Annotated in this window: 6 protein-coding genes; 2 read left to right on the forward strand and 4 right to left on the reverse strand. The window is 60.7% G+C overall.

Annotated elements, in window-relative coordinates:
- Window positions 1-8: 8 nt before the first annotated feature.
- A complete protein-coding gene (locus ABJF10_RS08535) occupies window positions 9-1,055 on the reverse strand; it encodes a bifunctional methionine sulfoxide reductase B/A protein (protein WP_348544126.1) in 1,047 nt (348 codons plus the stop codon).
- A gap of 176 nt (window positions 1,056-1,231) precedes the next feature.
- Here ABJF10_RS08535 and ABJF10_RS08540 point away from each other — a divergent pair, with 176 nt between their 5' ends.
- Window positions 1,232-1,813 carry an NAD(P)H-dependent oxidoreductase gene (locus ABJF10_RS08540; RefSeq protein ID WP_348544127.1) on the forward strand — a complete coding sequence of 194 codons (582 nt, stop codon included), beginning with the start codon at window positions 1,232-1,234 and terminating at the stop codon, window positions 1,811-1,813.
- 6 nt (window positions 1,814-1,819) lie between these two features.
- Here ABJF10_RS08540 and ABJF10_RS08545 read toward each other — a convergent pair whose 3' ends face one another.
- Together ABJF10_RS08545 and ABJF10_RS08550 are read right to left on the reverse strand one after the other, a co-directional pair.
- A complete protein-coding gene (locus ABJF10_RS08545; RefSeq protein WP_348544129.1) occupies window positions 1,820-4,111 on the reverse strand; it encodes a cation:proton antiporter in 2,292 nt (763 codons plus the stop codon).
- 195 nt (window positions 4,112-4,306) lie between these two features.
- Window positions 4,307-5,332, reverse strand: a complete 1,026-nt coding sequence (locus tag ABJF10_RS08550; protein ID WP_348544130.1) for a Gfo/Idh/MocA family oxidoreductase — start codon at window positions 5,330-5,332, stop codon at window positions 4,307-4,309.
- Between the two features lie 1,037 nt (window positions 5,333-6,369).
- Here ABJF10_RS08550 and ABJF10_RS08555 point away from each other — a divergent pair.
- Window positions 6,370-7,131 (forward strand): hypothetical protein, encoded by a 762-nt coding sequence (locus ABJF10_RS08555; protein ID WP_348544131.1) that lies wholly within the window; start codon window positions 6,370-6,372, stop codon window positions 7,129-7,131.
- A 304-nt stretch (window positions 7,132-7,435) separates the two neighbouring features.
- Here the strand turns inward: ABJF10_RS08555 and ABJF10_RS08560 are convergent.
- On the reverse strand, window positions 7,436-8,811 hold a 1,376-nt coding region (locus tag ABJF10_RS08560; RefSeq protein WP_348544132.1), incomplete at its 5' end, for a tetratricopeptide repeat protein.

Raw genomic sequence — 8,811 nt, forward strand, 5'->3', positions numbered from 1 at the left:
CGGTGCCGCTACGGAATGCGGCAGCTTCCGCCGCCGTGCTTCGCGTGGTATTTCTGGTGGTATTCCTCGGCGACGTAGAAGGGGCCGGCGAGCGCGATTTCCGTGTTGACGGGGCCCATGAGTTTACCGGCCTTATCCAACTGCGCAGCGGAGGCGCGGACGACGGCTTCCTGATCGGGTGTGGTGAAGAAGACAGCGGAGCGATACTGGCCGCCGCTGTCGGGGCCGTTGCGCTGATGGGTTGAGGGGTCGTGCATTTCCCAGAAGGCCTTGAGCAAGGCGCTGAAGTTGATTTGCGCGGGATCGTATTCCACTTCGACCACTTCGGCGTGGCCGGTGGTGTGCGAGCAGACGTCTTCGTAGGTGGCGTTCTTCTTGATGCCGCCGGAGTAGCCGACGCGCGTGGCGGTGACGCCATGGACTTTGTCGAAGTCGGATTGGACGCCCCAAAAGCATCCGGCGCCGAAGAGCGCCTTTTCGCGCGAGGGCTTCGCGCCATTTTCGCGGAAAGTGAGCGCGGCGGAATTGATGCAATAGCGGAGGCCGCTCGGCTTCGGGCCGTCCTCGAAGACGTGACCGAGGTGCGAGTCGCAACGCACGCAGTGGATCTCCGTGCGGGTCATGCCAAACGTGACGTCGCTGGTGCTGCCGATGTTTTCCTCGGCAACGGGTTGGAAGAAGCTCGGCCAGCCGGTGCCGGAGTCGAACTTCGCATCGGAGCGGAAGAGTGGCAGGCCGCAACCGACGCAAGTGTAGAGGCCGTCGAGGTGATTGTCGTGGAAGATGCCACAGAAGGCGCGCTCGGTGCCGTGGGTGCGGGTGACGCGGTATTGCTCGTCGGTGAGCCGCGCCTGCCAGGCGGCGTCGGACATCATCACCTTCGGCACGGTGAGCGGCGACGTGAGCTTGCCGGATTCATCGAGGAGGCGAACAGAGACGGGCGAGGTTTCGGTATTCATGGCGGTAGAGGTGTTGGAAGAGCGAAGATAGTTCGCGGCCGTCACAATGCCGACGCCGCCGAGGAGAGTGGTGGTGAGGAAGGTGCGCTTGGTCATAGGTCAGTATTCGATGTCGATAATGGAACGAACCACGGGCACGGTTGATTGCAGCGACAAACGCCGTGGGCCAGTGCAGGATAACGCTGGATGACGAACGGCATTTTTCATCATACACCCGACGTCAACGAACACTCTTTCCAAATTCGGCCGATCCCACCCTTCTTCCACATCTTATGAGCCAGCCCAAAATCGTCGCCTTCGCCGGTGCTCTCCGCACCGGATCCTATAACAAGAAACTCGTCGCCATTGCCGCCGAGGCCGCGCGTGCGGCCGGCGCGGAAGTCACCGTCGTCGACCTGCGCGAATTCAACCTGCCGCTTTTCGATCAAGACATCGAGGACGCCACCGGCCTGCCCGACGGCGCGAAACGCTTCAAGGCACTGCTCCGGGCGAGCGACGCAATTCTCCTCTCTTCGCCGGAATACAACAGTTCCATCCCTGGCGTGCTCAAGAATGCCATCGACTGGGCTTCGCGCTCCGAGACCGACGACGAGCCCGACCTCGTCGCCTTCCGCGGCAAAACTGCCGCTCTCCTCTCCGCTTCCCCCGGCGCGCTCGGCGGCCTGCGCAGTCTCATTACCGTGCGCGCCATCCTCACCCACATCGGCGTCTACGTTCTCCCTGATCAAGTCAGCGTCTCCAAAGCGCACGAAGCCTTCGGCGACGCCGGCCAGCTCAAGGACGAGCGGAAGGCGAAGCAAGTCGCTGTGCTGGCCAAGGGGCTGGTTGACTTTACGAACAAGCTGAAAGCTTGAGCGATCCTACGAAGTGACGATCAGCACCGGGCACGGCGCGTTTTCGATGATGGCGGAGACACTCTCGCCGAAATGCAGCGCGTCGCCGGGACGCTGCTTGGTTCCGAGGACGATCAGTTGGTGTTCGCCCACGATCGCCTCGTTGAGGATCGCATTTTCCTTCACCGGGCCGGAGAGAATCTTGGTCACGACGTGAACGGATTCCCGGTGCGCCAGCGCGACCATGTCGTCAATGATCGCCCGGCCGCTGGGCGTCGACTCGTTGGTCCGGCGTGACCGCTGGTTTTCGACGGAGGGAAGCGAGACGTGCAAGGCGGTGACCGTAGCGGTGCAGCCCTTGGCAACGGCCACCGCGACCTCCGCACCGAAGCGCGAGTAGTCGGCCCCGGTCGTCGGCACGAGGATTTTCGTCAGGGGCGTATCGAGCACCGCGCCATAGCTTTCGTGGACGCAGAAAATCGCGACCGAGCCCTTGAAGTCGCGGACGATCTGCTCGACGGCAGGCGGGAATTGTGCCGACTTGGCGGGCAGCCATCCGCCGATCCCGAGGTAGAGCAGATCGTAGCCGTTCTTTGCTTCCGCGAGGATGCCGTCCGCGATGGTATTGCTGGAGGAGTGGCTGCGCTTTTTCAGCGGGACGATGGAGATCAATTCCTCCACGCGAGTCTGCTCCGCGTGTGCGGCGTGCGCCGCGGCTTCGAGCGGGTCACGTTCCGGAGGATGGTCCTTCATCGCTTTCTCCTGCCCGGCTTCCACCTGGCGAGCCGCACGGCGGGCCGTCTCGAGCAACCTCTTCGACGGCACTGAACCGCCTTCCCCCGGGCCACTCGTTTCGCCGGCTTCCATCACGGTGGCAGTGAGATGACGCGAGCCGATGAGCAACCCGGCCAGCGTCGCGGCGAAATGACCGGCGACGTTTTGGTCGAGCCCGACCAAGGCGCGTTCCAGCTTCGGCATGAAATCCTTTTTCTCCGCAGCCTCGGCTTCCATGCGCTTTTTCTCTTCCTCGCGCAGGGGGACGCGGGCGAGCGCCCAGCGCAACAGCGGCGGCATGCAGAGCGTGGTCACCACCGCCATGAGCACGATCAGTGTGAACAATTTCTGGTCGAGCACGCCCATGCTCAGCCCGACCGTGGCGAGGATCACCTCGGTGGAACCGCGCGCGTTCATGGCGAAGGCTACGGCCAGCGCTTCCTTGCTGTGCAAACGCCCGAGCAACCCGCCCACATAGCAGCCCCCGAGCTTGCCGAGGCTCGCCACCGCAATGAGCAAGACAGCCAGCCCCAAGAGCTGTGGATCACGCAACACCTTGAGGTCAATCGAGAGCCCCGCCACTCCGAAGAAGACCGGCATGAACAGCGCGACAATCATCCCGCGCAACTCCTCCTGGATGTGTTTCGTGAGGATGGGCGATTGCCCGATCATGATCCCGGCGGCGAACGCCCCCAGCACGGTGTGCACGCCGATGGCATTCGTGACCAGCGCCAGCGCGATCATCAGCACCAGAATGAGGCTGATCACCGGCATCTCGATGATGAAATTGTCGTTCGTCCAGCGGATGATCCGGGCGACGATGTGCCGGCCGATGGTGAAGCAAAAGAGCAGGAACGCGATCGTGCCAAAGACGCTGATCAACACCGGGCCGAGCACGATTTTGCCCTGCGCGGCGAGACCGCCGATCAAGGCGAGGATCGTCCAGCCGGCGGTGTCGTCGAGGATCGCTGCGGCGAGAATGATCTGGCCAAGATTGCGCCGGAGGAAATCGACCTCCTGCAGGACCGCGGCCACGATTTTCACCGAGGAAATCGAGAGCGCCGTGGCGAGGAAGAGCGAGGTGATCAGCCGCCGGTTGGGATCGGGAAGGAGGCTCGCGGGCAGCAGTTCGCCGAGGATGTAACCGCACGCAAACGGAAAGGCGATGCCCGCGATGGAGGTGATGGCCGCCGTGCGCCGCACCCGTTTTACCAGCGCGAGATCGGTCTCCATGCCGGTGACGAGCAGGAGCATGAGCACGCCCAGTTCGGAGACGGCGCTAAGCATCGGCCGCTCCGAGGAGTGTGCGGGAAAGATCGCCGCGTGCGCCCCCGGCCAGAGCGTGCCAAAGACACTCGGCCCGAGAATGATCCCGGCCAGCAGTTGCCCGATCACCGCCGGCTGCTTCATCCGCTGCATCGCCTCCCCGAGCAACCGCCCGAGGATGATGAGCAACATCACCTGCGCAAAGAAGACGAGCACGGCGTTGTCGCCGTGTCCCATCGCTGCGGTCGGTAGAGGGAAGTCGAAGATGCGGGCTTGCATCGGATGCGGGGTGCGGATGTCAGCAGTACTCTCGGCGAATGCCTACAAATTTAATATGGATTCGTGGCGTGAGTGTAGGGCGCGTGTCCCCACGCGCCGGGCGGGCGTTGCGAACATGGCGCGATACCGGCACGTGGGGACACGCGCCCTACACCTGCCTCGGCGCCTTCCCCAATAGCGAATGTCGCTTCTGCCCTACGGCTTCGCTGCCACTTCGGCGCGGGCTTTATCGAGCACTTCCTTCAACGTGACCTCGGCGCCATTGCGGGCCTTGCTCTCGTCGGCCGCTGCCATGAACGTGTAAAGCTCCAGCGTTTCATCGGCCGTGACTGGCACCTTCCCAGTGCGGAACATGTCGATGATCGCAAAAAGCAGCACGTCGTAGCCATCGTAGCTGCCGATCGACGCCTCACCCTTGTCGCCCACCGCTTTGCCGCCGTAACCCTTGCGGTCCTGCCCATTCTCCTCCCGGAAGATCCCGGTGCGCCCGCCCGCCCACGTGCCGGTGACCATGATCTTGCCGTCCTCCGTCTTCCCTTCCTTCACCGACTGGCACCCCGTGCCCATCACCGTGTAGAGCGATTCGCAACCATGCACGCCGTACCAGTAGAGATCGGGATGCGTGGCCTCGAGATGCGCCGGGCTGAAGGTCTCCGCGCTCTTCACCTGGCCGATCGAGCCATTGCGCACCGCCTGCACCGCCTTGCCGAAACGCAGGGATGACGAGCAAAACAGCGGGGTCTTCGCCTTCTTCGCCGCGTCGAGGATGCGAATGGTATCGGCCAGCGAACCGGCAATCGGTTTGTCGATGAAGACCGGCTTGCCGGCGGCGAGCACCGGCAGAACCTGCTCGAGATGCACGCGGCCGTCATTCGACTCGAGGAAGACGACGTCCACCCGCTTCACCAGTTCCTCCACCGAATCGACGATCTCCACGCCGAGGGCCTTCACCTTCTCAGTGTATTCCGGCACGCGATCGGTGCTGCTCTTGATGTCCTTGCTGCCCTGCGGATAGGCGGCGACGACCTTCACGCCGGCCACCTCGTCGGCATCGGCGGGATTCTTCGGTCCTTTGTTCAGCGTGGTCGTGAAAGCGAGCACATGCGAGGTATCGAGACCGATGATCCCGGCGCGAATTTGCTTGGGCTCCTCCGCCGCCTGGACGGCCACGGCGAGGGCGAAAGTGTAGGCGAAAAGGGGCAGGAGGGACGGGAACTTCATGGCAACGATAATGCAAAGAAGCGCGCAAACTTAGCAATAATGATTAAGTTCGGTGCACGGATTTCAACCGCCGAGACGCAGAGACGCGGAGGGTGGACAGAGGACGGTGGTACATGAGTGCGATTGACTGCGATTCCTTCTGTAGAGAGGAGGAGTGCCAAGAGCCAAGCGTCCACTTCCCCACACCTGCGGGACAGATCAGGGTGCCACTTGGCTCTCCTTACCTGGCTCTTGGCATTCCGATTCATGGGTGCGATTCGGTGCGATTCCTCCGTAGAGCGGTTCGACAGAAAACGGGAAAAAATTACAGGCACGATTAGGCACGACCGAGCACGACCAGACGCGATTACTCTGAGAAAATCCGCTCTCGTGCCCAAACTCCATTTGGGCACGCGCTTGGGAGCGCAGCTCTGCTTCGCATGGCGGGGGTGTCGGCGAGTGGGTTTTGCCAGGATCCGCCAACAGACGCCCGCTTCGTGCGCAATGGCTCTCGGCTTCCTCAGATTCATGGGTGCGATTGACTGCGATTCGGTGCGATTGCCTCTGTAGCGACAGGTTGCCGACCCAGTCGAAAAAACTTGAGGCACGATTGGACACGATTGAGCACGACCAGGCGCGATTACTCTGAGAAATCGGCTCTCGTGCCCAAACTCCATTTGGGCTCGCGATTGGGAGCGCAGCTCTGCTTCGCACGGCGGGGGCGTCGGCGGGTGGGATGGCCAGTTCCTGCCCGCGGACACCCCACTCCACGCGCAATGGATTTGCGCCCGCAAGGGCGTGACCAAATGGAGTTTGGTCACGAGGGGTAGGTAGTGGAATGGTCTGTCTTGGGTTGCATCGTCGTGTCGTGTCGTCGCTTTGTCCTTGCCCTCCCGCCTCGCGGCCTGCTGGCCCAGCCCACAGTCCTCCTCAATGATTCGCGGGGAGTGTAGCACCCGGAAGTGATTTTGTCAAGATAAAAGTGAAACGCAAAGAGCGGGATGGACGACGCGGCGGCGAGAGATCACGCTCGAATCCCCCACCCCACTTCCCACCCCATGACCGCCCCCCTCAAGACCCCCCTCCTCACCGCCCTCACCCTACTCCTCGCCGTCACGGCCTTCGCCGCGGATGCGTTGCCGAAGACACTGCTGACCACGCGGGGCAAGCTGCTGGTCAGCGAAGACTTCGCCGCGCCGCTCGCGCCGTTCACCGGCACGCCGGTGGGGTTTGCCAGCGGGTTCAGCGGGTGGCGCTACAATGGCAACCCGAAATCCGGCCATTGGGAGCAGGTGGACGGCACGTTCAAGGGCATGGAAATCGCCGAGAGCCATCATCCGGCGACGGCGTCTTTTGGCTTCGATTTCAAAGACGCGATCATCCAGTGCGACGTGCGCCTGAACGATGTGCCCGCCGAAGGCCGCCTCTACCGCTCGCTCTTCGTGAAGGCCACGGACGCCAAGGACTACGTCATCTCCTTGAGCATCGGCCCCGGCGGCCTCTTCCTCACGCCCTACCTGGCCGATCAGATCAACCCCACCACCAAGCAACGCGAAAAAGGCCCGGCTCTCCGCGCCATCAAGCCGGTGAAACTCGACGAATGGCACACCGTGGTCCTGGAGATCAAAGGCGAAGAAGTCGTCGCCACCCTCGACGACCAAAGCGTCACCCTCACCAACCCCCTCCTCGGCGCGGACAAGCACAGTATCATGCTCGGCGCCGGCACCGAAGCCAGCTTCCGCCATCTCCGCGTCTGGGAAGCCCTGCCCAATACGGATTGGGCGAAGAACAAGGCGGCCCTCACGCCCGCAGCGAAGTAGCTTTGGTCACCCATACAATCACACTCATCTCGAACCGGTCCAACGCGAGAAGCCGGCCAAAGGTTACCAGTAATCGAAGTTATTCCCCAATGGTGTCGGCAGAGAGTGAGTTACCTTCGGGGTATGACGGGAAACTTCAGTTCGAAGGCAAAAACATTACCGTTGGCGTAGGCAATCGCCCGACGTTTGCCTTCAACGTCGCTCACCGGAGCCACATCAAATCGTCCTCCGGAGCGATGCCTTCGCAAGTGTAGCGGATTCCCCCTCGATCTCGCACTGCGGTGAGATCACAATACGGAAGCGACTATTTTGCAAGCCGGCTTTTGATAGCCGCGAGCTCCCGTTTCCAATCCTTGCTTTCGGGAGACATAGATACGGCTACCTCCATGGTTTTAACGGCCCACCGTATACTAGATTGCGATTTTCCCCAGCTTCCCATCCTTTCAAAGGTTTGTCCTAATCGAAAGTGTGCGAACGCAAGGTCACGCCGCCACTGAACATTAGAAGGATCTTGATCGGTAAGGCGTTGAAAAATCGCCAGCGGCTCCTTAAAAGCGGCGAGAGCCTCATCAAATTTGCCCTGCATTTCATAGATATCACCTATCTTTGATTGCGCTATCGCCAAACTCCGCTTCCACCCCACATTGGAGAAATCCATCAATGTTAGCTTTCGAAAGATGTCTAGGTCATCGCTATATGCAACAAGTGCTTCATCCAGCAACCCTTGCATTTCGTATACGTTTCCCAATCTTGAATAAATAGTAGCCAGATCCTGCTGCCAAAGGGAATTTGATGCATCAATGGATACCAATCGCCGCGACACCTTGAGGGCCTCGCTTAGGCTGGTAAGCGACTCTTCCAAGCGTTCCTGCCTCTGATAAACTCCGCCGAGGCGAAGGTGTGCACCACCAAGATCACGTTGCCAAGAATAGTTGTTTTGATCCGTCGATGCCAGCTTGCGAAAAATTTCGAGCCCCTTACAATAAACGCTTAGAGCCTCTTCAAGGCTTCCCATGGACTCATAGACACTTCCGAAATGGGCATACGCTATGGCAAGGCCGTGTTGTCCATTTTCGTTGTCCGGATCTTTCAAGGCGAGATGCTCAAAAATCGAGAGATTCTCGCGCATAGCAACCAACGCTTCGCTAAAACGACCCCGAAGGTGGTAAACTTCCCCGACCCGAGCGCTTGCGACAGCAAAATTGCGCTGCCATTCATCGTTTTCGGGAGCAACGGCCACAAGACTTCTGCAAATTGCGAGATCTTCCCGGTAAGCGGTGAGCGCGTCTTCAAGTTGCCCTTGCATACCGTAAACGAAGCCCACACGAGCATAAGCTATCGCAAGATTTGATTTGCGGCTACTATCAGAGGGGGCAACTCGAGCATTCTCCTGAGATATTTCAAGGTATCTTTGGAACGCCGAAAGAGCTTCACCTAAGCGTCCTTTAGCCTGCAGTACATCGCCGAGCAGGCAGTACGCGCGAGCAAGGCCCGAAGCATACAATGCACTTTCAGCTAGATCGACGATGCGGCAAGCTTCCCGCTCAAGCTTTGCGGCCTCACCGCGATGGGCGCGAGCTTCGGTTTGTGAGAGTAACGCTTCGATCTCCGCCGCCCCCGTTAACCAGCCGGAACTCGTCAATTCTCTAAGCGCAAATGCCAACGCCTGCTTGAATTCGG

It is taken from the genome of Chthoniobacter sp., assembly GCF_040003245.1.
Taxonomy (GTDB): domain Bacteria; phylum Verrucomicrobiota; class Verrucomicrobiia; order Chthoniobacterales; family Chthoniobacteraceae; genus Chthoniobacter.